The following is a 23,809-nucleotide window of genomic DNA, read 5'->3' as shown; positions in this document are numbered from 1 at the left end:
CTCAAACCACGGCAGTGACATGTGCGACATCCGGTAGCACCGCAGCCACATTCCACTGCCTTGCAGCGGGAAGCGCCAGACCCAGCACCAGATCCGCACCCTTGTCGCCAATCACCACCGATGCAGCATTCGTATTGCCCGACACCAGGTGCGGCATGATCGAGGCATCGATCACACGCAGCCCCTGCACGCCCTTGACCCGGAGGTCTGGCGTGACCACGCTTCGCGGGTCAGTGACATGGCCCATGCGGCAGCTGCCGCTGGCGTGGTGGCCCGAGCCCATGTACATGGAGATCCAGTCCAGCAGCTCCTCGTCGCTTTGCAGGCCAGGTGCCGGGCGTGTCTGCGTTTCGATCAGGCCGGCCAGCGCGGGTTGGCGGGCAATCCTGCTGGCCATGCGTACTCCATGGAGCAGCGCCTTGCGGTCACGCTCGTCATGCAGATAGTTCATGCGAATGCTGGCCAGCTCCTCGGGATGGCGGCTCTTGAGCCGGAGCTGGCCGCGTGAATAAGGGCGCACCTGGTAGGGCGCCATCGTCATGCCGGGGAAGGCCTCGGTACGATAGCTCCTGCCCTTTTGCATATAGCCTTCGATATCGCCGGTCACGGGCAGGCCGTGAATCTGGATGTCGTTGTAGGGCAGGCTCGCATCGCTGCTGAACCAGGCGGCAAACTCCGAAGCCGGCATGGCCATGGCGCCCTGCCTGGTCAGCAGGTATTGGATGAGCGAAGCGCCGATGCCCAGGCCGCGCAGCGAGCGGTTGAGGCTGGGCGTGCCGGCCTTCATGCGCCAGGACATGGGGACAATCGCATGGTCCTGCAGATTGGCGCCCACGCCGGGCAGATCCACCTTGACCTCGACCCCCATCTCCTGCAGATGCGCTGCCGGGCCGATGCCCGAAAGCATCAGCAACTGGGGCGACTGCAGGGCCCCTGCACACAGCAGGACCTCCTTGCCTGCGCGGGCGGTGTGGCTTGCGCCGGCCTTGTCCTTCCAGTGCACCGTGCTGGCGCGCAGCCCGTCAAGACCTATGCGGGTGACCAGCACCTGCATGCGCACATCCAGATTGCGCCTCTGCATGGCGGGCTCGATGGCGTTTTTGGCCACCGACGAGCGCTGACCGTCCTTGAGATTGACCTGAAACAGCCCTGCACCGTCGGGATGGCCGTTGTTGAAATCCTTGCAGGCGGGCATGCCGGCTTGAACGGCAGCCTGCACCATGGCCAGCGATACAGGATGTGGGTTGTGCAGATTGTTGGCCGTCAGCGGCCCGCCCCGCCCATGCCAGGGCCGGGTGAATTCTTGTTCGCTGCGCTGCTGGTCTTCTGTGCGCACGAAGTAGGGCAGCAACTCGTCATAGCTCCAGCCCGCTGCCCCTTGCTCGGCCCAGCTGTCGAAGTCCGCCCGATCGCCGCGCACATAAATCATGCCATTGATGGAGGATGAGCCGCCCAGGCGCTTGCCTCGCGGCAGACTGATGCGGCGCTTGGCTGCGTAGCGCTCGGGCTCTGTTTCGTGCCCCCAGGAATAACGGGGACTGTTGATCATCTGGCCCCAGCCCGAAGGCATGGAGACCAGCAAATCCTGATGGCTCGCGCCGCCTTCGAGCAACAAGACCTTGTGCTGCCGGTTCTCGCTCAGCCGCGCAGCCAGTGTGCCGCCCGCCGAGCCCGCGCCTATGACGATGTAATCGAAGACTTCATCCATGTCCTGTCTCCATTGATGTATTTATCGGATGAGTGTCTGCACATGGGGCAAGCCCTGGCCCGCCCCTCGCGGCACATCTGTGCTCTTGTCAGGCTCTTGCACTCTTTCCGTAGAAGGTCTGGCCCTTGGCCGCCATATCGCGCAGCAGCTGCGGCGGGCGCAGTTGCTCGCCAAACAGATCGGCCAGACGGTCGGCCTCCGCCACGAACTGCGGCAGACCTATGCCGTCGATAAAGCAGAAGGGGCCGCCGGTGTAGGCCGGAAAGCCCACGCCGAAAATCGAGCCGATGTCGCCATCGGCCGGCGCCAGCAGCACGCCCTCCTCCATGGCACGCGCGCCTTCGACGGCCTGCACATAGAGAATGCGCTGCTTGAGGTCGTGCGCGCTGGGTTGCAGGGCTTTGAGCGGGTAATGCTCGGCCAGCCCGGGCCAGATGCGCTTGCCGCTGCCACCCTCACTAGGGTCGTAGTCATAGAAGCCCTTGCCCACCTTGCGGCCCAGGCGGCCCAGCTCGAACAGCTTGCCGATTACGGGCACGGAGCGACCGGGCCTGTATTCCTCGGGGAACTCCTTGGCCTGGGCTTCGCCCGCATGCTTGGACAGATCAATCGACAACTCGTCGGTAATCGCCAGAGGTCCCACAGGCATGCCCGCATGTTTTGCACAGTTCTCTATCAATGCAGGGGCAATGCCTTCGGCCACCATGCCGATGGCGTCATCCACAAATGCACCGATGAAGCGGCTGGTGAAAAAGCCGCGCTTGTCGTTGACGACAATAGGCGTTTTCCTGAGCTGAGCCACGAAGTCCAGTGCCTGCGCCAGCGTGGCATCCGATGTCTGCTTGCCGCGAATCACTTCCACCAGCGGCATCTTGTCGGCCGGCGAGAAGAAATGCAGACCGATGAAGCGATCGGGCCGCTCGCTCGCCTGCGCCAGCAGGCTGATGGGCAGGGCCGAGGTATTGCTGGCCAGCACGCAGCCAGGCGGCAGCACAGAGTCCAGCTTGCGGGTCACTTCGGCCTTGATGGCACGGTCTTCGAACACGGCTTCGACCACCATGTCGGCATCGCGCAGCTGCTCGTAATCGGTGCAGGGCGTGATGCGAGCGAGGATGGAATCGGCCTTCTCGCGGCTGTGGCGGCCCTTGTCCACCTGCCTGGCCAGCACCTTCTGGGAGTACAGCTTTCCCTTGTCCGCAGCTGCCTGATCCCGGTCTATCAGCACCACCTGAATACCGCGCTGGGCGGCCACCAGGGCAATGCCCGCACCCATCATTCCCGCGCCGATCAGGCCCAGCTTGCGGCACTTGAAAGGCTCAAAACCTGCGGGACGGTGCATGCCCTTCTCGGCCTTGGTCTTGTTGACGAAGAGCGTGCGGATCATGCCCCGCGCCACAGGGCTGCGCGACAGCGTGGCCATGTACTTGCTCTCGATGCGCAGACCCTTGTCCATGGGCAGCTGGCAGCCTTCGTAGATGCAGCTCTGAATGCACAGCGGCGCCGGCATATTGTGAAATGTCTTTGCCTGCAGCAGGGTGTTGCCCACCACGAAAGCCGGGGCCACACGTGGGTCCAGCGGGCCGCCACCCGGGATGCGAAAGCCTTTCACATCCCAGGGCTGAACCGCCGTGGGACTGGCCAGCAGCCAGGCCTTGGCAGCGCCTAGCAACTGCTCGGGAGCCACCACTTCGTCCACCAGACCGGCTTCCCTGGCCTTAACGGCCTGCAGCTGCTTGCCTTCCATCAGAAAAGGCATGGCAGCCAGAATGCCGATCATGCGCGGCAGGCGCTGGGTGCCGCCGGCGCCGGGCAGCAAGCCCACTTGAGCTTCGGGCAAACCGAGCATGACCATGGGTGCATCGGCTGCAATGCGGCGATGGCAGGCCAGGCAGATTTCATAACCACCGCCCAGCGCCATGCCGTTGATGGCCGCCACCAGCGGCTTGCCCAGGGTCTCCAACTTGCGCAGCAGCCTGGACAGCGATGCGCAGGACGCGAACAGTTCCTCGATGGGCATGTCTGCCATGGCGTCGATATTGGCCTCCATGCCCATCAGGTCGGCCCCCGCGACAAAGCTGTCCTTGCCCGAGGTGATGATGCCGCCGCGCACCCGGTCGTCGCCTTGCATGCGTGCAATACAGACCTCCAGGCTGTCCATGAACGCCTGATCGATCACATTCATGGTCTTGCCGGGGTAATCCAGCGTCAGCGTGGCGATGCCGTCCTCATCTACGGCGTAGCGAATGATCTCTGTTGTCATGATTTCTGCTTCCTCACTCACACGCGTTCGATGATCATGGCCGAGCCCATGCCCGCCGCCACGCACAGGCTGATCAGCGCCGTGCGCTTGCCGCTGCGCTCCAGCTCGTCCAGCACCGTGCCAAGAATCATGGCGCCGGTGGCTCCCAGAGGATGGCCCATGGCGATCGCTCCGCCGTTGACGTTCATGCGCTCATGGGGAATGTCCAGCTCCTCCATCATGGTCAGCACCACCGTGGCAAAGGCCTCGTTGAGCTCCCACAGGTCGATGTCAGAAGCCTGCATGCGCGCACGCTCCAGCGCCTTGCGCGCGGCATGGGCCGGGCCGTCCAGCATCAGGGTCGGCTCGGAGCCTATGCTGGCAAACGCGCGGATGCGGGCCCTGGGCTTCATGCCCTGCCTGGCACCGGCCTCAGCCGTGCCGATCAGCACGGCAGCCGCACCGTCGACAATGCCCGAGCTGTTGCCGGCATGGTGATGATGGTGAATCTGCTCGACCTGCGGATAGCGCTGCAGCGCCACGCTGTCATAGCCGTACTTCTGGCCCATTTCGGTGAACGCGGGCTTGAGTGCCGCCAGCGACTCGACCGTGGTCTCGGCTCGAATGGTCTCGTCCTTTTCCAGCAGCGTCATGCCCAGGAAGTCCTTGACAGGCACGACAGACCTGTCGAAGCGCCCTTGAGCCCAGGCCGCAGCCGCACGACGATGGCTTTCGGCCGAGTAAGCATCCAGATCCTGGCGGCTGTGGCCGCGCAGCGATGCCAGCAGATCGGCCGAGATGCCTTGCATCACGAAATAGGTCTTGCTGGCCAGCTGCGGGTCCTGCGCCCAGGCACCACCGTCCGAGCCCATGGGCACGCGGGACATCATCTCCACACCGGCACCGATCGTCATATCGGCCTGACCGGACATGACCTTGGCCGCCGCAAAGCTCACCGCCTCCAGGCCCGAGCCGCAGTAGCGGTTGATCTGCACGCCGGCCACGCTCTGTGCATAGTCGGCCTGCAACACCGCCATGCGGCCCACGTTACCGCCCTGCTCGCCCACTGGCACCACACAGCCCATGACCACGTCGTCCACCATCGCCGTATCGAGCCGATTGCGCTCACGCAGCGCCACCAGCGGCTGCGCGGCCAGCCAGACCGGCGTCACCTCATGCAGCGCTCCATCCGGCTTGCCCTTGCCCCGGGGGGTACGGACATGGTCGAAGATCAATGCCTCCATCTGCTTTCCTCACATCACCAGGTTGTTATCGAGTTCTTTTTCAGATTGCCATACGGCTTTTGCCCCAACCTACCTGATTCAGACTAGGGGCAGACTATGAGAAAAACAGGCCGCAACCTCCCCTGGTGGCACATGACTTGCCCCTCCGGGCGCGAAAGCCGGTTTGCGCCGCAAGAATGCCCGCATCGGGGGCTTTGTCGCCTTCGGTGCCACAGCTCTCGTGCTCATGAGTGACAAAAAAGCCTCCCGGCTTACCCCACCGGAAGGCTGTTGGAAAAGCTGTCGGGCTCAGGCCACCAGACCACCGCCGTTGACCGGCAGCACCTGGCCGTTGACCCACTCCGCTTCGGTCGATGCCAGATAGCTCACGGCCGCACCCACATCCTGGGGCGAGCCGGCCCGGCCCACGGAAGTGCCTTTTCTGGCGATCTTCTCCGAGCCCTCCCAGTTGTTCATGGTGCCCAGCGACAAGGCGTTGGCCGTCACTCCATGCGGGCCGACCTCGCCCGATAGATTGCGAATGAAGCCAATCGCTGCCGCCTTGGCTGCACCATAGGCGCACAGCCCCATGCCCGTGGCCGTGCGCGCTGCATCGGAGTTGATGGCCACGATGCGCCCCCAGCCCTTTTGCTGCATGGCGGGCAGCAGAGCCTGGCAGGCATGCATCAACCCGTGCAGATTGAGCTGCAGCCAGGCGTTCCATTCGGACTCGGGCGACTGCAGAAACGGCGTGTAGCCCCAGCCCTGGGCCGGGATGCCGGCGTTGTGCACAAAGATATCGACCACGCCGACCTCGTCCCGGATGCGCTGCGCCATGGCAAAAATGGCGTCGCGATCCGTCAGATCCGCCGCCTGTGCCGATGCCTTCAATCCCGCCTCGCGCAATTGACACGCCGCACTCTCGGCGCGGTCCTGATGAAAGTCGTTCACCACCACATGCGCGCCCTGCGCGGCCAGTGCCTGCGCGATGCCGAACCCCATGCCGCGCCCGGCACCGCTGACCAGCGCCACTTTCCCATCCAGCCTGAACATATCTTGCTCTCCTTTTCTATGGAATATCCAGTGTTGGCCTGGCTTTCATCCCGGACATACTCCAAATGGACGGGGTCAAAACCGGCGGGATCCACAAGATGGAAAAGTCGCAGACAAAAACAGGAGACCGACTTGAGTACAGAACACCCTTTCCAAGGTCAGGGCCCGGGGCCTTTGAGCGGAATTCGCGTCATCGAATTGGCAGGCATAGGCCCTGCCCCCTTTGCCGGCATGATGCTGGCCGATATGGGTGCCGAAGTGATTCTCATCGAGCGCAGCGCCGACCATGCAGCTGCATCCCGCTACCCGCGCATGGCGCAGAACCGGGGCAAGAAGTCCATCGCGCTGGACCTCAAGTCAGAGGGCGGACGCGCCGCCGCCTGGAAGCTTATCGAGTCTGCCGACGCGCTGATCGAAGGCTTCAGACCCGGCGTGATGGAGCGCCTGGGCTTCAGTCCCGAGGAAGTCGCCCTCCGCGCACCCCGCCTGGTCTTTGGCCGCGTCACCGGCTGGGGCCAGACCGGCCCCCTGTCCCAGGCCGCAGGCCATGACATCAATTATGTGGCGCTGACAGGCGTGTTATCCACCTCCATGCGCCCCGGCCAAGCTCCCGTGCTGCCGCCCACCATCGTGGGCGATATGGCGGGCGGCGCCATGTTCTTGCTGTTCGGCATCATGTGCGCCATGCACGAGGCACGTCAATCCGGCAGGGGTCAGGTGGTGGACGCAGCCATGATCGACGGAGTGACCGCCATGAGTGGCCTGATGCACCAGATGCGCAGCGGCATGGGCTACTGGAAGGACGATCCCGCGCAGAATCACTTTCTCAACACTTCACCCTTCTATGAAGTGTTCGAGTGCGCAGATGGCAAGCACATCACCCTGGGCGCCATCGAACCGCAGTTCTATGCCTTGCAGCTGCAAAAGTTGGGCCTGACCGATATCGATCCCAAGCGACAGTACCAGAGCTCCGACTGGCCCGAAGTCAAGGCCCGCGTGGCAGAAATCGTGTGCAGAAAGACGCAGGCACAGTGGTGCGAAGAGCTCGAAGGCAGCGATGTCTGCTTTGCCCCGGTACTGAGTCTGGCCGAGGCACCTGCTCATCCGCACAACGCCCAGCGCAATCTGTTCATCGACCTGGAAGTGGACGGCAGCACCCAGCGCCAGCCCTCACCGGCCCCACGCTTTTCACGCACCCCCGCGCGCAGCCCCACACCAGGAACCAGGATCGGGCAGGACACCGATGCCGTGCTCGCATCCTTGGGCTATGCCAGGGCAGATATTGCGGCGCTGCGCGAAAGCAAGGCATGCGCCTGAGCAGCTGCCTGATATAGCCACTATCAAAATAGAAGCTGCCAGCGCAATAAATCAATAGAATTCATATTCTTTTAACTCTGATACCTATTGATATCAAGCGCTAGCAGCTATTAGTTTTGCATGCAGTGCTCTTTGCCGGGCAAATGTCGTGGACCGAGAACCGGGTTTCACGCTCCAACGCAAGACAAGCCCAGGAGACACAAGGCCCCTGCAAGGGTTTGCAGGGCACTATGTTGAATGCACGCTTGATGAAGCGACCTTGTTACGGCCAGTCATCTTGGCGCTGTACAGCGCCTTGTCGGCCGAACGCAAAATCGTCGACATGTCCAGATCTCTTGCCGGCACCCAGGCAGCACAACCTATGCTGACCGTGATGCACCCGAATTCGCTTCCAGTGTGCGCAATGGCAAGCTGAGCGACCGCCTCACGAATATTCTCGGCAATGAGCACCCCTCCGTCCAGGGGGGTGTCCGGCAACACCACGATGAATTCCTCACCTCCATAGCGTGCAGCACTGTCTTCCGGGCGCCGAATATTGTCGCCAATGCATTTCGCCACGGTCGCCAGAGCAGCATCCCCGGCCTGATGCCCGTAAGTGTCGTTATAGGCCTTGAACCAATCGATATCGACGAACAACAGCGAAAAAGCGCTGTGATTTCTTTTTGCCCTGCGCCATTCGTGGTCGATGATTTCATCGAGTTTGCGGCGGTTGCTCAAGCCAGTCAGTCCGTCGGTACGCGCCAGCATCGCCAATTCGGACTCTGCGCGCATGCGGCGTTTGAGCTGCGCTCCGAAAGCGAAAGACAGGCCAATGAAAGCCATCGTGAGCGTCGCCATGACAGAGGCTATCAGCAAGGCTCTCTGTCGCCAGGCCGCGTAAATATCGGAATGCGCCTTGGCCACCATGATGATGAATGGCAGGCTGGGCAGATTCTTAAAGTAATAAGCCCGCTGGGTGCCATCGAGGTACGACGTATCCGAAAAGCTGCCTTCGGGTGCCGACATGAACTGCCGGAACGTGCTTGCATTGCGGATATTGCGCCCGATGACTCTTGCATCGAAGGGCTGCCGCATCATCATGGCTCCATCTTTCCTTATCAAGGCCAGCGATCCGTGTTTACCTAGCGAAAGCGCAGAAAACAGTTTCTGAAAGTACTCCAGCTGAACATCCATCAGCACAATGCCGGCGAAAGAGCCGTCCGCATGGGAAATCCGACGACTCAGAGGAATGCTCAGGGAGCCGCCATGCAGCGTGGATGAATAAGGGTCCCCCACGTAGAGCCCGATGCTTGGACTCTCTTTATGCACTTTGAAAAAGTCATGATCCGCGTAATGCCCGTTCACCAAATCCGCGCCCCCTGCATTAAGGGCAATTTTTCCGTCTGCGTCAAGAACCAGGATGGATCCCAGATAGGTGGCGGTTGCGGCCTTGTCGAACAAGGCCGCATTACGCACATGCGGCGAGGCGGCCATCACTTCGGAATCGTTGAGTCCATCGACCACGGCTTGCAACGACAGTGCATAGAGCTCGAAGTTCCGAACCACGTCATTTTCAGCAAGAAGGGCCACATTGCGCGATGTTTCTATCGCGTGCTCCATCGTATCCAGCCGGCTCTGATAGAGGACGACGGTACAGATCACTGTCATGGACAGCGCAATGCCCCCCCCCACCAAGAGCATTGCATAGGGCGCACTAGAAATGAAGTTGAAGTGATCAAAAGCAGGCTTGCGAAATAGTTTCATGTCGTTGCTTTATTTGAGCGAGCCAGTCACATTTCTTCTATTTAGCCATGCAAGTGCTTTCTTCCGCAGGAACACCGGATACTCACCCCTGCGCCGGTCATTGTGCCTTGGTTTTTCTGATGAGGGGCGGGGGTTATCTTGCCCTGGCAGGCATTCGCACCTCGACCGCCAGCTTGTTTTCAAACGATTGAAGTCGAGGCTGCTCTACACCCGATCACAAGCGACCTGAACCGGGCCTCCCATCAACATGCTGTCGCGAGGAATTTTCCACGGTCAGGGTTGAACGCAGTGAGCCCGGCTCTGCTCCAGATACAAAAAAACGGGCCGAAGCCCGCTTTTTATCTACACCGACCGTCGTCACTTGTTCCCCAGCCAGGCCACGCTGTTGAGGAAGATGCGCACCAGCTCGGTCTGGCGGCGCACCCCCGTCTTGGAAAAGATGGAGCGCAGATGGGCTCGCGCCGTGTTGCGGCGGATGTTGAGCGCTTCGGCGGCCTCCTCCAGCGACAGGCCATTGGCCAGCTGGATGGCCAGCGAAGTCTCGGCCGGCGTCAGCTGGAACAGCTGCTGGGCCAGCTTCACGGGAGGGTCGGCCTTGCCGCCGGTGTCGCGTACAAAGACGGCAACACTGGGGCGCTGCTTGCCCTCGGTCCACTCGTCGGGAGAAATGCTTTGCACCACCACGCCCCAGTTGAGCTGGCCCGACTGGCGGCTGACCGACATGCCTTCGGTCATGGACAGGCGCGAGACCTGGGTATGCATGAGCGCATCCTTGATCAGGCGCTGCAGCTTGCGGTTGTCGTTGGCGTAGTTGGCCTCCAGCATGCCGCCGGAGATCTTCAGGCCGTCCTGCATGTCCAGAATGCTGGCCGCGGCGGGATTGCACTCCAGCACATTGCCGTTCTGATCGAGGATGACCACCCCCACCATCAGCTGGGCCGTGGCCTTGCTGTAGAGGGAGATGACCTGACGGTCCTGGTTCACCGACAGATGCAGGTTCAGCGCGCGCTTGATATGCGGCAGCATCATGGAGCCAAAGGCACGCTCCTGCTTGTTGAAAGCCGGGGCACCTTCGGGCCGCGTGATGCGCAGACCGTAGACGCAGCTGTCCTTGGTGACGATGTCGGCAGCCATCACGTGGAACACCTGCAGCTGCTTGCACCAGTCGTTGTAGTAGCTCGAAGCGCGCCACTCGGACTCGGGCATCACATCCCCCACCGTCACGATACGGTCGGTAGGCATGCTACGAAACGGGCTCATGCTGATCTTGGGGCAGTTCGGCATCAGATCGCGGCGGTCGCCTGCGGCCGAGACGATCAGCCCCACATCATCGGCGGAGCCGGGGCGCACTATGAGCGAGGCGTAATTGCCTCCCAGTTGCAGACGCAGAGTCTCCAGAAAAGGCTTCCAGCCTTCCGGGTCCATGGCAGCTTCATAGAGCTGACTGATCAGCGCACTGAACTGCTCTGCGCTCACGAAGGGCGCATCGACCGATGCGCGCACGGGGGCCGGGGTGTCGAATATGGGCACATCCTTGATCACGCAAGCGATGGAACTTGGCGTGTAGGTGGAAAAACCCATCTTGGCGAAAGCGCTGACCATCATGTTCAACTCCTTGGCTGAAGGTTGGTTGCAGACAGATCAGTTCAGCTCAAACAGGCCGGCCGCGCCCATGCCGCCGCCAATGCACATGCTCACCACCACAAAACGCACGCCGCGGCGACGCCCCTCCAGCAGGGCATGACCCACCAGACGTGCGCCCGACATGCCGAAGGGGTGGCCGATGGAGATCGCGCCGCCGTTGACGTTCAGGCGCTCATCGGGAATGCCCAGTTTGTCGCGGCTGTAGATCACCTGGCAGGCAAATGCCTCGTTGATTTCCCACAGGCCGATGTCGCCAACCGTCAGCCCATGCTGCTTGAGCAGCTTGGGGATGGCATAGACGGGGCCGATCCCCATTTCATCGGCACGGCAGCCTGCCACGGCCACGCCGCGATAGGTGCCCAGTGCCGCGAGTCCGCGACTGCGGGCTTCGTCGGCACTCATCACCACACAGGCGCTGGCACCATCGGACAGCTGGGATGCATTGCCGGCCGTGATGAACTGGCCTTGCTCCACCCACTGGCCGTTCTTCCATACAGGCTTGAGCTTGGCCAGACTCTCCAGCGTGGTGTCGGCACGGTTGCCCTCGTCGCGGGTCAGCGTGACTTCCTCGCTGCCGGTGACATTGCCTTCCTTGTCAAACAGCTGCTTGACCGTGGTCAGCGGCACGATTTCATCGTCGAACAGGCCACGGGCCTGTGCGGCGGCCACGCGCTGCTGGCTGCGCAGCGAGTACTCGTTCTGGGCTTCACGGCTGATGCCGTAGCGCTGACTGACCAGCTCGGCCGTCTCTATCATTTGAATGTAAGCCGTGGGCTCTGCGGCCAGCACCGCCTTCGACTGGGCTCGGTACGAATTCTTGTACTTGTTCTGAACCAGGGAAATGGACTCCAGGCCTCCGGCGACGGCAATATTCATCTCGCCGGTCATGACACCCTTGGCAGCCGTGGCAATGCTCATGAGGCCCGATGCACACATGCGGTCGATCACCATGCCGCCCACGGATTCCGGCAGGCCGGCGGTGTAGCCGCACAGACGCCCCAGGTTGTAGCCCTGCGTGCCCTGCTGCGCGGCAATGCCCAAAATGACATCATCCACATCCGCACCAGCCACGTTCGCCTTGTTGAGCGCCGCGCGAATGACGTGTCCGCCCAGCACCGGGGCTTCGGTGTCGTTGAAGGCACCACGGTAAGCCTTGCCTATGGGAGTACGTGCCGTCGAAACGATGACTGCGTCTTTCATGTCTTTGTCTCCTAACTTTCTTTTCGTCGCGCCCTGGGCAGCTTTTGCTGCCGTATCGAGGTCGGCCACTCTGTCGGTGGCTCGTCCCTCCTCACAAAAAAATGCAACCGCCCACCGAAGCAGGCGCTTGCACACACTCAATTTTCCGGGATAAAGAACAGCCTGCTGATGGTTTCAACCACACAGCCGGGTTTATCCTGATTCTTGACCTGTACGGTGATTCGGATCGTGACCTGTACGCCGTCTTCCCCGATCGGGGTCGCCGCCACCACCTCGCCACTGCCACGCACGAAGCTGTTCACCAGCACCGGAGCCGGAAAACGCACCTTCTCGCAACCATAGTTGACGCCCATCTTCAGCCCCTGATAGCTGACCAGCTGAGGCAAAAACAGATTGGCCAGCGACAGCGTCAGATATCCATGGGCCACGCAGGCGCCGAACGGGCCGCTCCTGGCCTGCTCCGGGTCCACATGAATCCATTGGTGATCGCCCGTGGCATCGGCAAACTGATTGATGCGCTCCTGCGTGATCTGCACCCATTCGGTCTCGCCCAGCTGACGTCCCACCGATGCCTGCACCGAGGCTGCCGAGTCAAACAGCATCTTGTCTGCGACTGCATTCATGCTCAGGCCCTCTGCGAGCTGACGGACACCACTTCACCCGTCATGTACGAGGAGTAGTCGCTGGCCAGGAAGATCATCACATTGGCTACTTCCCAGGGCTCGGCACCACGGCCAAAGGCTTCCTTCTCGGACAGCTTGGCCAGCAGCTCTTCAGAGGCGGACTTCTTGAGAAAGGCGTGAATGGCGATGGAAGGTGCCACGGCGTTGATGCGGATGCCGAATTCGGCCGCTTCCAGCGCCGAGCAGCGCGTGAGGGCCATCACGCCTGCCTTGGCCGCTGCGTAGTGAGCCTGCTCGGTCTGGGCGCGCCAGCCCAGCACCGAGGCGTTGTTGACGATCACGCCCTTGCCGCGTGGCTGCATCAGCTTGAGCGCTGCGCGCGTCATGCGGAAGGTGCCGGTCAGCGTGATGTCGATGACCTTGTTCCACTCGTCATCGCCCATGTCGACGACCTTGCAACTGGTGCCCAGACCCGCGTTATTGATCAGCACATCGATCCCGCCCATGGCGCTGTCGGCTTCGGAGATCAGCGCCTGAACCTGTTCTTCCCTGCTCACGTCGCAGAGCTTGCCAAAGACCTGGGTCAAACCCGTGTCCTTTTTGATCTGCTCCACGGCTTCGGCCAGCCGGCGCTCATGCACATCGGAGATGAACAAGGCCTTGCAGCCCTCCTCCGCTGCTCGTTTTGCAGCTGAAAAGCCGATACCGGCGCCAGCAGCAGCGGTAACGAGCACAGTTTTGTATTTGAGCAGGCCGTGGGGAGCAACGTAGGAGGGAGCGCTAGTCATTTGTCATTCAGAAGGTAGTTACCCTGATCTTCCGGCTCCCGCTGCGCTGCAGCATCGTCACTTTGGACGATAGGTCATTCCCTAGTGTCGCTGGAAGGACATTTCAAAGGAGAAAATGCTGCAAACCACAAGGAAGAACCCGCGGTTCACAGCATCTTCTTTGGAGCCACTCAGCGTATTCACCTACTCCAATGACCGAGCACCAGGGCACTCGCTCAGCGCGGCATGCCCAGTGCGCGTTCGGCCATGAGGTTCATCTGAATCTCGTTGGTGCCTGCGTAGATGGTGTCGGCACGGCTGACCAGCCATAGCTGCTGCAAAGCGCTGAACGCCGGATCCTTGAGCACCAGTTCGCCCTGCTCGCCCAGCACATCCATGGCCAGCTCTCCCAGATCACGGTGCCAGTTGGACCATGCATATTTGGATACGGAAGCCACACGGAAGGGCGTGCTCTCATCGCTGGAGCGCAGCGCATGGGCGCGCAGAGTCTGCAGGCCCATATCGGCCTTGGCCAGGCGCTGACGGATCAGCGGATCGCGGGCCGCGCCATTGCGCCTGGCCAGGGCCAGGATCAGGTCCAGCTCATGACGGAAATGCGCCTGCTGGCCCAGAGTGGACGCACCGCGCTCGCAGCCCAGCAGATACATGGCGACCTTCCAGCCATCGCCCACGGGGCCCAGGTGCAGGGTGCCGTCGGTACGTGCACCGTCGAAGAAAACTTCATTGAACTCCGAGGTGCCGGTGATCTGGCGAATCGGACGCACCTCCACGCCGGCCTGCTTGATGGGCACCAGCAGCAGCACCATGCCCGCATGGCGGGGGCTGGCAGTGCTCGCTCCGACCTCGTCGGTGCGAGCCAGCACAAACACCCATTCGGACTCATGGGCCCAGGAAGTCCAGACCTTCTGACCGTTGATCACCCATTCGCCCGTGGCCGCATCACGATGGGCTTTGGTACGAATGCCCGCCAGGTCGGAGCCCGCGCCGGGCTCTGAGTAGCCCTGAGCCCAATAGTCGGTACCGGCCAGAATGCCAGGCAGAAAACGCTGTTTCTGCTCGGGCGTGCCAAAAGCCATCAGCGTGGGGGCCAGCAGGGTCTCGCCAATGTGACCGATGCGGCCTGGGCCACCGCAGCGTACATACTCCTCGTGGAAGATGACTTGCTGGGCCAGCGGGGCGTTACGGCCGCCATACCGGGCCTCCCAGCCCAGCCCTGTCCAGCCGCCCTTGGCCAGCTCCTGCTCCCACTCCTTGGCCAGTTGTGCGTCATAACCCTCGGCACCCAGACCGCTGGCATGCTTGAGCGGGGCGAACCGCCCTGCCAGATGTTGCGCCATCCATTCACGCACTTCAGCGCGAAAGGCTTCATTGATTTCCGACTCCTGCATCTTCATGCGGCCTCCGTCACGCTCTCGTCCAACAAACGCGCAGCCACCAGCTCGCGCCACTGCTCCACCGTGCCCATGCGCTGGCTGGATGCCTGCGCGCGTCGGAAGAACAGATGCGGATCAAACTCCCAGGTGAATCCCACGCCGCCGTGCAACTGAATGCTTTCACGCGTGGAAAAGAGAGCAGCCTCCGTTGCATCTGTGCGAGCTTGAGCCGCAAAGTAGCTCAGATCGCTTGTGCCGTCAGCGGTATCAGCTATGAAAGCTGCTGCATAGACGGCAGAACGAGCGGTCTCCACCTTCACCAGCATCTGCGCTGCCCGGTGCTTGACGCCCTGAAAGCTGCCCACGGCCCTGCCGAACTGCTGGCGCTCCTTGGTGTATTCCACAGCCAGATTCAGCGCGCGCTCGGCCACGCCGACCTGCTCAGCCGCCAAGCCGATGGCCGCCAGATTGCGCGTCTGCGCCCACAGGCTCCTGAGCGCCTCGCCATGCATCAGCACGGCAGCGCCGCTCAATCTCACATTAACGGCCATGACATCGGCACTGCTGCGTGTGGCGTCCACCGTCGCCAGCGCCTGCACGCTCAGACCTTCGGTCTTGGCATGCACCTCCAGCAGGCCCATCGAGCCGCAAGGCAGGGTAGCGGGCAGCAGGAACACATCGGCATGTGCGCCTGATCCCACCTGACTCCACTGGCCATTGAGCACCAGCGCATCGCCTTCGAGCTTCACGATCGCGGCCTCGGGCAGTTCGCCGCGCACCGTCATGCCCAGCACGCAGATCCGGCCCGAGGTGGCCAGGCGCTCCACCACGCCCAGGCCCTGCTCGGTCTGGCTCAACGCCTGCCACAAAGGCGTCACCGCGACAACAGCATCAAAAAACGGCACGCAGGCCAGGTGATAGCCCATCTGCTCCTGAAGCAGCACCAGCTCGCGCCAGCCCAGACCCATGCCACCTGCGGCTTCAGGCAGGGCCACGCTGCACCAGCCCATGTCCAGCACTTCCTGCCACAGGGCACGGTCCAGCCCGCCCTCGGTTTCAGAAACCTTGCGCACCTGCGCCGTGCTGCTTTTTTCCTGCAGAAACACCGCGGCGCTCTCGGCGATCATTTTTTGTTCTTCGTTCAGACTTAAATCCATGATGGCTCGCGTCCTGAGTTCTTCATCGAATGGGAAGGCCGGGCCCCATGCCCCGGCTGTTTCTTCTGTTTAGGTCCCGTAGACCTTCTGAGGGGCCTTGCCCTCGGCGATCAGTTGATCGACCACAGCTGACAGCTCGGCAGGCTCCCAGCGCGCCTGCTTGTCATTGATCTTGCCGGTGAACCAGCCGTCGGCCACGGACAGCTCGCCGCCCTTGGCTTCAAAGCAGCGGCCCGTCACATGCCTGGACTGGGTGCTGCCCAGCCAGACGACGATGGAGGCCACATTCATCGGGTCCCAGACGTCGAAGCCGGACTCGGGCTTCTTGACCATATCGGGCATGGCGCCTTCGGTCATGGACGTGCGCGCAGCAGGTGCCAGACAGTTGGCGGTGATGCCGTAGCGCGCCAGCTCCGCGGCCTGCACCAGAGTCAGACCGGCGATGCCGGCCTTGGCTGCGGCATAGTTGCTCTGACCGATGGAGCCTTGCAGGCCCGCGCCGGAGCTGGTGTTGATGATGCGCGCATCCACGTCCTTGCCGGCCTTCTTCTGATCGCGCCAGTAGCCGCCAAACACCTTGGCCATGCAGAAATGTCCGCGCAGATGCACGCGCATGACCATATCCCAGTCCTCTTCGGACAGGCTCAGGAACATGCGGTCACGCAGCACGCCCGCGTTGTTGACGATGACCTGCACATCGCCAAAGGCGGCCAGTGCCGCATCCAGAATCGATTGCGCTCCGGCCACAGTGGTGATGTCACCCGTGTTGGCCAGCGCCTTGCCGCCACCGGCCTTGACTTCCTCGGCCACGGCCTGAGCGGCTTCGGCACGGATGTCGTTGATCACCACATTTGCACCTTCTTGCGCGAAGGCCAGCGCATAAGCGCGGCCCAGGCCACCGCCTGCACCGGTGATGACGACGGTTCTCTGGTTGCAAATACCCATTTGTTTCCCCTTTTGCTTGCTGTGCAGAGCAGGCACGCAGCCTGTCTGCGCTCTTGAAATCACGCCTTGAAAACCGACAGATCGGGCTGACGATGCGCCCAGGGAGCGGCTTGTTCCAGCTGCGCTGCCAGCGCCAACAGGCGCCCTTCGCGGCCAAACGGCGCAGCAAAGTGCGCGCCTATAGGCAAGTTGTCCCTGGTCCAGTGCATGGGCACAGACATGGCGGGCTGGCCTGTCATATTGAAAAGCGCGGTATAGGGCGAAGCCTTGACGGCTTCGCGCGCGAATGAGTCATAAGGCTGGTCCAGCGTCAGCACACCCAACAGCGGTGGCGGCACGGCCATCACGGGAGTCAGGATCAGGTCGTACTTGAGAAAGAAGCGGTCCAGAATCTGGCCGGCCGTATCGAAGTTGGTACGCGCCATCAGCATCTGCTCGGCGGTATAGGACCTGGCCTTTTCCAGATACAGCCAGTCCACCTGCTCCACCTCATCCTGGCGCACTGCGCGACCCAGCAGCTTTTCGCGGGCACGGATGCTGGCCATCATGCCCACGGATGTCACCACGCCCAGGCCCGAGAACACCTCAGCCACAGGCAACTCCGGCATGTCTTCCACGATTTCATGTCCCAGCGCCAGACAGGCCTTGATGGCCTTGTCCACCGCCGCCTGGCAGTCCGCATGTACGGGAATGCCAAAGTAGTTTCCGGTCCAGACGGCGATCCTGAGCTTCTTGGGCGCCTGCTTGAGGGCATCCAGATAGCTGCCTTCCACGTCGCGCGGCGGCACGGTGCGCGAGCCAGGCTCACGCCCCTGCGTCAGATCGAGCAGGTGAGCGCTGTCGCGCACGCTGCGACTGATGACATGGTTCATGGACAAGCCCATCCAGCCTTCCATATTGGCCGGACCGGCAGGCAGACGGCCGCGGCTGGGCTTGAGGCCGAACAGGCCGCAGTGCGAAGCGGGAATGCGGATGGAGCCGCCTCCATCGCTGGCATGGGCCACGGGCACAATGCCTGCGGCAACCACCGATGCCGCACCACCCGAGGAGCCGCCTGTCGTATGGGCAGCATTCCAGGGGTTGGGCGACTTGCCATAGAGCAAGGACTCGGTCGTGGGCGTCTGGCCGAACTCGGGCGATGCCGTCTTGCCGAAGATATTGAGCCCGGCCGCCTTGTAGCGTGCAACCAGGGTGCTGTCGTACTCTGCCACGGCCCCCTTGAAAAAGCGGCAGCCATTGGTGGTGACCGTACCCTTCAGATACTGGTTCAGGTCCTTGAGCAAAAAGGGCACGCCCCACATGGGCGCCCTGGCTGTGGCTTCGGCACGCGCAGCGCTGCCCAGAGTCGACATCTGCCTGGCCTGATCACGTGCCAGATCGTAGTCCTTGATGACCACTGCATTGAGCTTGGGCAAGGCCTGCGTGCGTGCAATCGCCGCCTCCAGCGCTTCCAGCGGCGTGATATCGCCCCGGCGGATCTGTTCTGCCCAGGCGTAGCCGTCCACCGCCGTCGCCTCATTTTTCTTCTGTGCAGCCACTGCCGGCATGGCTGCTGCTGCGGCCACGGCACCTGCGCCCTGAATAAAGCCGCGACGATCCACACCTTGATTCACTGATTCCATGCTCTCCTCCTTCTTGCTGCTGGGCATTCAAGCCTTGAGTGCGGACAGGTCGGGCACGCGATGTGCCCATGGCAGTGCTTGCTCCAGCTGCGCCGCCAGGCGCAGCAAGCGGCCTTCGCCACCAAACGGTGCGACAAAGTGGGAACCCACAGGGAGGTGGTCTGCCGTCCAGTGCAGCGGCACGGACATGGCCGGATGACCGCTGATGTTGAACAGCGAGGTAAAGGCGGAGGAGTTCATGGCCTCGGCGGCATAGCTTTGATAAGGCTGATCGAGTCGCAGCACGCCCAGTTTCTGTGCAGGCACCACGGTGGTTGGCGTCAGAATCAGGTCGTACCTGGACAGGAATGCATCGATCAATTGCCCCGCCTTGTCGAAGCCTGCGCGGCCACGGTACAGATCCAGCGCCGAGGCCTTCTTCGCGGCCTGCAACGCGGCCCAGTTCAACGGCTCCATCTCGTCTTCGCGCACAGCGCGGCCCAGCTGCTTTTCACGGTATTCGATGGCGCTGAGCAGACCTGCCGACATGCCTGTACCCATGCCGCCAAAAATTTCGTTCACCGGCAGCTCTGGCATGGCCTCTTCAACAAAATGCCCCAGGGCCTCGCAGGCCTTGGCTGCTTTGTCCACGGCCTCCAGGCATTCGGCATGTACGGGAATCCCGAAGTAGTTCTTGCGCCAGACGGCAATACGCAGCTTGTGCTCGGGCTGGTGCATCGCTTCAAGGTAGCCGCGTGGAACATCAGAGGGAGGTCGCACTCGCGAGCCGAATTCGGGCCCAGCACTCAAGTCCAGCAGCAAGGCAGCGTCGCGCACGCTGCGGCTGATGACGTGGTTCACCGACAAACCTGTTGCGCCATCCAGCGCTCCCGGCCCTGCAGGCACACGTCCACGACTGGGCTTGAGTCCGAACAGGCCGCAATGTGCGGTCGGTATGCGGATGGAGCCGCCGCCATCGCTGGCATGGCCCACGGGCAGAATGCCGGCCGCCACCACAGCGGCAGTCCCACCGGAAGAACCGCCCGTGGTATGCCCGGTGTTCCAGGGGTTGGGCGTGACGCCGTAAAGCCTTGACTCTGTGGTGGTCGTCATGCCGAACTCGGGAGATGCCGTCTTGCCAAAGATGTTGAGACCCGCAGCCTTGTAGCGCGTCACCAGCGTGGAGTCCTGCGAAGCGACAGCATCCTTGAAGAAGCGGCAACCATTGCTGGTCACGGTTCCTGCCATGCTCAGGCCCAGGTCCTTGAGCACAAACGGCAGACCCCACAGCGGGGCTTTGTCAGTCGCCTGTTTGCGTGCATCGCGGCCCATGGCCGAGAGCTTCTTGGCATGCGCGCGGGCCAGTTCGTAGTCTTTGATGACCACGGCATTGAGCTTGGGCAAGGCTTCAACGCGCGCAATGGCGGCATCAAGAGCCTCCAGCGGCGTGACATCGCCTTTGCGCATCTGCGCTGCCATGGTGATGGCATCGGCCTGCGCAACGGTCCTGGTGCCGACTTGCGCTTGCGCTGCTGGCAGACCCAGTGCTGCCGCCGTGGCAGTTGCCCCGGCCAGGAATGCTCTGCGATCTGAATCCGTCGCTTTGTCTTGCATGTCTTTGTCTCCGTTGATTTTTTTGGACGACCTGCTAAACCGCTAACACCTGAACTCCAAGGCATGCAGGCACTGCGGTGCCTGCATGAGCGCCATCAGAGACGTTCGATGATGGTGACGTTGGCCTGACCACCACCTTCGCACATGGTCTGCAGCCCATAGCGCCCGCCCGTGCGCTCCAGCTCGTGCAGCAGTGTGGTCATGAGCTTTGCGCCCGAGGCCCCCAGTGGATGACCGAGCGCAATCGCGCCGCCGTTGACATTGGTTTTGGCATGGTCGTAGCCGGTCTCCTTGAGCCAGGCCATGACCACGGAAGCGAAGGCCTCGTTGATCTCGACCAGGTCGATGTCGGACATGGTCATGCCAGCCTTCTTGAGCGCATATTCCGTGGCGGGAATCGGAGCGGTCAGGTGCCAGATGGGGTCATCGGCGCGCACGCTCATATGGTGAATGCGGGCGCGGGGCTTGAGGTTGTAGCGCTTGAGAGCGGCTTCGGACACCACCAGCACGGCAGCCGCTGCATCGCAGGTGGAGCTCGAGACGGCTGCCGTGATGGAGGGATAGCTGGGGTCCACCGGCTCCAGCGTGGCCATCTTCTCCAGAGTGGAAAGGCGAGCCGTCTCGTCCATCCTGAAAGCGCCAAAGGGGGCGATTTCACGGTCGAAGCGGCCATCGGCAATCGCATTCAAAGCGCGGTCGTGGCTTTCCTTGGCAAACACTTCCATATCGGCACGACTCACACCCCAGTGGTCGGCAATACGCTGGGCGGCATAGAACTGGTTCACTGGCGCGTTGCCGAAGCGGGCCTGCCAGCCCTTGCTCTCGGCAAACGGCGTGGTAAAGCCCAGGGGCTGGCCGGCGAGCATGGCCGAGGAGATGGGAATGGCCGTCATGGTCTGCACACCACCGGCCAGCACCACGTCCTGCGTGCCGCTCATCACGGCCTGGGCCGCAAAGTGAATGGCTTGCTGGGAGGAGCCGCACTGGCGGTCGATCGTGGTGCCGGGAACGTTCAAGGGCATACCGGCTGCCAGCCAGGAAGTGCGGGCAATGTCGCCGGCCAGGGAGCCGATGGTGTCCACGCAGCCAAAGATCACGTCGTCGTAATCGGCTGCGGGAATGTCGTTGCGCTCGACCAGCGCCTTGATCACATGGGCGCCGAGGTCGGCGCCGTGCACGGTGGCGAGAGAGCCCTTGCGCTTGCCGGTAGGAGAGCGCAGCGCATCAACGATATAGGCCTGGGCGCTCATGCAGCCACCTCTTCAGCAATGTTCTTCACCGCATCCTGCGCAGAGCAGGAGGCACATGAATCGATTTCTCGATCAAAAGTCGATCCGGGGCCCACGGGGGCATTGGGACTGCGCAGCAGCCCCTGAGTCAGGCGGGCCGCATGGTATGCCTTGTCGCCCCAGGCAGCGTCCAGTACCCAGGCGCGCTTCATGAACATCTGCAGATCGACTTCCCAGGTGTAACCCATGGCGCCATGGACCTGCAGACTGTTGCGTGCCGCAAACCAGCTCGCTTCGCTGCACTGGAGCTTGGCGTGCGAGATGCGCACGGCCAGATCGGGTTCGCCGTGCTGCAGCGCATAGAAGGCACGGTAGAGCACTGGTTTGGCAAACTCGATCTTGGTGACGATGTCCGACAGGTGGTGCTGCACGGCCTGAAAGCTGCCGATGACCTTGTCGAACTGCTTGCGCTGTGCCACATAGTCCACCGACAGGTCCAGCATGCGCTGGGCCAGGCCCAGCATCTGGGCAGCTGCGGCGAGTGCCCCGCGCTCGCCGGCAGTGTCCCAGACCTTCCGACCCTGAGCTCCATCGAGCAAGCGCGTGGCATCGGATGCCGTCCAGCGCACCCGTGACAGGCGGCGCGAGGAGTCGATGCTGCCCAGTGCCGTGATCTCGCACTGTGCAGGCCTGACCAGGTGCAGTTCCAGGCCGGTGGCCGTGGCATGGGGCAGCAACAGCACATCGGCCAGTGCGGCGTCCGCCACATTGGGGTTGACGGGATGGCCCACGGCCACGCGGCAGCTGCCTTCGGCAATCCTGGACAGCCAGACACGGCTCTCATGTCCTTGCGGCAATGCACTCAGCATGCCCACGGCCACATAGGCTGTGTCGGTCAAGGAATCGGGCAGAGCGTAATAACCCACTTCCTGCAGCAGCAGTGCCCAGTCCACATCGGCCATGCCCATGCCGCCATCGGCCTCGGGGGCGGACAGGCCCATCAGGCCTTGTTCTGCAATCCTGGCCCACAGCTCGGGGCTGCGACCGGTCGGAGTTTCCCAGATGTCGCGCAGCAGCTCGGGGGCTGCTTCGGTCATCAGAAAGCGGCTGATCGAGTCACGGAATGCGATTTGATCTTCGGTAAAGGTGAAGTCCATGGTTGTCTCCCTGCCGATCAGGATTTGGGCAGACCCAGCATGCGCTGAGCGATGATGTTGCGCTGGATCTCGTTGCTGCCCGCGTAGATGGGACCGGCCTGCGAGAACAGGAAACCTTCAAGCCATTCGTTGGCCTCGGCGTCATCGATGAGCTCGGCACGCGCGCCCAGAATGCGCATCGCGGTTTCGTGAATCATGATGTCCAGCTCGGACCAGACAATCTTGTTGGTACTGGCTTCAGCGCCAATCTGTGCGCCCTTGTTGAGGCGGCCTACCGTGTGATAGGAGGACAGCGTGTATGCCTCCGCCCCTTGCCAGGCACGCAGAACAGCGTCGCGAATGGAGTGGTCGCGGTCGGCATCGACCTGATTGCGCAGATACAGGTCCAGCAGCTTCTGCGCACTGCGCTGATAGCGGGCGGGAGAGCGCAGCAGCAGGCCGCGCTCGAAGCCGGCCGTCGCCATCGCCACATGCCAGCCCTTGCCTTCTGCACCCAGCAGGTTCTCCACGGGTACCTCGACATCGTCGAAGAAGATTTCGGCAAAGTGCTCGCGGCCATTGATGGCACGAATGGGGCGCACGGTGATGCCGGGCGTATTCAAGGGCACCAGTATGTAGCTCAGACCATGATGGCGGCTCGATGTCGGGTCGCTGCGGAACAGGCCGAACACCCAGTCTGCAAAGATGGCGCGGGTAGACCAGATTTTCTGACCGTTCAGAATGAATTTGTCACCCATGCGTGTGGCGCGGCTGCTGATGGCAGCCATGTCCGAGCCGGCGTTGGGCTCGGACCAACCCTGGGCCCACATATCGTCGCAGCGGGCCATACGGGGCAGAAAACGGGCCTTCTGCTCGGGCGTGCCGAATTCCATCAGCGTGGAGCCCAGCAGCAGAATACCGTTCTGGTTCACGCGGGATGGCGCATCGGCTGCCCAGTACTCTTCCTCAAATATCAGCCATTCGGTCAGGTCGCAGCCGCTGCCGCCCAGGTCCTTGGGCCAGGTCACGGCGCTGTAGCCGGCGCTGGCCAACCTGGCTTCCCACTGGCGGTGCTGCTCGAACCCCTCTCGGGTGTCATAGCTCTGCAGTCGTTCCTTGGGCACATTGTTCTTGAGCCATTCACGTACCTGGGCACGGAAGGTCTTCTGCGCTGGGGTGTATGTCAAATCCATGGTTGTTTCCTCTTCGCGCTAGT

Annotated in this window: 18 protein-coding genes; 1 reads left to right on the top strand and 17 read right to left on the bottom strand. The window is 62.3% G+C overall.

Annotated features, from left to right (window positions below; genetic code table 11):
* Window position 1: 1 nt before the first annotated feature.
* The 4 genes from F0P97_RS07210 to F0P97_RS07195 all read right to left on the bottom strand — a co-directional run bounded on the left by F0P97_RS07210 (window position 2) and on the right by F0P97_RS07195 (window position 6,223).
* A complete protein-coding gene (locus F0P97_RS07210) occupies window positions 2–1,708 on the bottom strand; it encodes a GMC family oxidoreductase (RefSeq protein ID WP_182286219.1) in 1,707 nt (568 codons plus the stop codon).
* 88 nt (window positions 1,709–1,796) lie between these two features.
* Window positions 1,797–3,968: a 3-hydroxyacyl-CoA dehydrogenase NAD-binding domain-containing protein gene (locus F0P97_RS07205; protein WP_182286218.1), complete on the bottom strand. Its 2,172-nt coding sequence runs from the start codon at window positions 3,966–3,968 to the stop codon at window positions 1,797–1,799.
* A gap of 17 nt (window positions 3,969–3,985) precedes the next feature.
* Entirely contained in the window at window positions 3,986–5,191 is a 1,206-nt protein-coding gene (locus tag F0P97_RS07200; protein WP_182286217.1) for an acetyl-CoA C-acetyltransferase, read from the bottom strand.
* A gap of 288 nt (window positions 5,192–5,479) precedes the next feature.
* Window positions 5,480–6,223: an SDR family NAD(P)-dependent oxidoreductase gene (locus tag F0P97_RS07195; RefSeq protein ID WP_182286216.1), complete on the bottom strand. Its 744-nt coding sequence runs from the start codon at window positions 6,221–6,223 to the stop codon at window positions 5,480–5,482.
* Between the two features lie 183 nt (window positions 6,224–6,406).
* On the opposite strand from F0P97_RS07195, the gene F0P97_RS07190 reads away from it, so the two are divergent.
* Complete coding sequence (locus tag F0P97_RS07190) at window positions 6,407–7,540, top strand: CaiB/BaiF CoA transferase family protein (protein ID WP_182287127.1); 1,134 nt, start codon at window positions 6,407–6,409, stop codon at window positions 7,538–7,540.
* Window positions 7,541–7,768: 228 nt separating this feature from the next.
* Here F0P97_RS07190 and F0P97_RS07185 read toward each other — a convergent pair whose 3' ends face one another.
* The 13 genes from F0P97_RS07185 to F0P97_RS07125 form a co-directional block, all read right to left on the bottom strand.
* Window positions 7,769–9,220: a sensor domain-containing diguanylate cyclase gene (locus tag F0P97_RS07185; RefSeq protein ID WP_232538243.1), complete on the bottom strand. Its 1,452-nt coding sequence runs from the start codon at window positions 9,218–9,220 to the stop codon at window positions 7,769–7,771.
* 420 nt (window positions 9,221–9,640) lie between these two features.
* A complete protein-coding gene (locus tag F0P97_RS07180; RefSeq protein ID WP_182286215.1) occupies window positions 9,641–10,888 on the bottom strand; it encodes a LuxR C-terminal-related transcriptional regulator in 1,248 nt (415 codons plus the stop codon).
* 36 nt (window positions 10,889–10,924) lie between these two features.
* Entirely contained in the window at window positions 10,925–12,127 is a 1,203-nt protein-coding gene (locus tag F0P97_RS07175) for an acetyl-CoA C-acyltransferase (RefSeq protein WP_182286214.1), read from the bottom strand.
* 137 nt (window positions 12,128–12,264) lie between these two features.
* Window positions 12,265–12,750 (bottom strand): MaoC family dehydratase, encoded by a 486-nt coding sequence (locus F0P97_RS07170; protein ID WP_182286213.1) that lies wholly within the window; start codon window positions 12,748–12,750, stop codon window positions 12,265–12,267.
* A 2-nt stretch (window positions 12,751–12,752) separates the two neighbouring features.
* Entirely contained in the window at window positions 12,753–13,538 is a 786-nt protein-coding gene (locus F0P97_RS07165; protein ID WP_182286212.1) for an SDR family oxidoreductase, read from the bottom strand.
* A 215-nt stretch (window positions 13,539–13,753) separates the two neighbouring features.
* Window positions 13,754–14,932, bottom strand: coding sequence for an acyl-CoA dehydrogenase family protein (locus F0P97_RS07160; RefSeq protein WP_182286211.1), 1,179 nt, complete (start codon window positions 14,930–14,932; stop codon window positions 13,754–13,756).
* Complete coding sequence (locus F0P97_RS07155) at window positions 14,929–16,068, bottom strand: acyl-CoA dehydrogenase family protein (RefSeq protein WP_232538140.1); 1,140 nt, start codon at window positions 16,066–16,068, stop codon at window positions 14,929–14,931. The genes F0P97_RS07160 and F0P97_RS07155 overlap by 4 nt, the downstream gene beginning before the upstream one ends.
* A 69-nt stretch (window positions 16,069–16,137) precedes the next feature.
* Window positions 16,138–17,013, bottom strand: a complete 876-nt coding sequence (locus F0P97_RS07150; protein ID WP_182286210.1) for an SDR family oxidoreductase — start codon at window positions 17,011–17,013, stop codon at window positions 16,138–16,140.
* Window positions 17,014–17,072: 59 nt separating this feature from the next.
* Window positions 17,073–18,662, bottom strand: coding sequence for an amidase (locus tag F0P97_RS07145; protein WP_182286209.1), 1,590 nt, complete (start codon window positions 18,660–18,662; stop codon window positions 17,073–17,075).
* The gene (locus F0P97_RS07140) at window positions 18,663–20,228 is read right to left on the bottom strand and encodes an amidase (RefSeq protein ID WP_182286208.1); all 1,566 of its coding nucleotides are present in this window, start codon (window positions 20,226–20,228) and stop codon (window positions 18,663–18,665) included.
* Between the two features lie 95 nt (window positions 20,229–20,323).
* A complete protein-coding gene (locus tag F0P97_RS07135; protein WP_182286207.1) occupies window positions 20,324–21,478 on the bottom strand; it encodes an acetyl-CoA C-acetyltransferase in 1,155 nt (384 codons plus the stop codon).
* Window positions 21,475–22,614, bottom strand: coding sequence for an acyl-CoA dehydrogenase family protein (locus F0P97_RS07130; RefSeq protein WP_182286206.1), 1,140 nt, complete (start codon window positions 22,612–22,614; stop codon window positions 21,475–21,477). The genes F0P97_RS07135 and F0P97_RS07130 overlap by 4 nt, the downstream gene beginning before the upstream one ends.
* 17 nt (window positions 22,615–22,631) lie before the next feature.
* On the bottom strand, window positions 22,632–23,786 hold the full coding sequence (locus F0P97_RS07125) for an acyl-CoA dehydrogenase family protein (RefSeq protein ID WP_182286205.1): 1,155 nt from the start codon (window positions 23,784–23,786) through the stop codon (window positions 22,632–22,634).
* Window positions 23,787–23,809: the final 23 nt, after the last annotated feature.

The sequence above is a fragment of the Comamonas testosteroni genome (assembly GCF_014076415.1).
Classification (GTDB): Bacteria; Pseudomonadota; Gammaproteobacteria; order Burkholderiales; family Burkholderiaceae_C; genus Comamonas; species Comamonas testosteroni_F.
This window is presented reverse-complemented; position numbering and strand designations above follow the sequence as displayed.